Source organism: Paraburkholderia sp. SIMBA_053 (assembly GCF_046534895.1).
In the GTDB taxonomy this organism is placed as follows: domain Bacteria; phylum Pseudomonadota; class Gammaproteobacteria; order Burkholderiales; family Burkholderiaceae; genus Paraburkholderia; species Paraburkholderia caledonica.
This window is the reverse complement of the sequence record NZ_JAWRXU010001102.1, coordinates 1-256: the sequence shown is the minus strand read 5'-3', so window position 1 is coordinate 256 and position 256 is coordinate 1. Positions and strand designations below refer to the sequence as shown.

At 55.9% G+C, this 256-nt stretch carries 1 pseudogene; it reads right to left on the bottom strand.

The features are described 5' to 3' along the window. Positions 1-256: pseudogene (locus tag SB753_RS39045) on the bottom strand (cyanate transporter); the annotation flags it as partial.

The window sequence follows — 256 nt, the reverse complement described above, 5'->3', positions numbered from 1 at the left end:
ATAGTAAGCCGCTGGAAAGTAATAGCAGCGCAGCGCTTAAGGCTCGTTCGCTGCCTATCCGATGGCCGATCATGGGCGCTAACGGGGCGGTTAAACCCAGAAATAGCACCGGAAGTGTCGTCAGCAGTCCTGCTGCCTGGGCGGTCAGCCCGGCATTTTCCTGTAATCGGCTTAAGAGAGGGGCCACCGATGACATAGCAGGGCGTAGATTTAGCCCTACCATGAACATCAGCAGAATAAAGCGACAAGCGTGGCG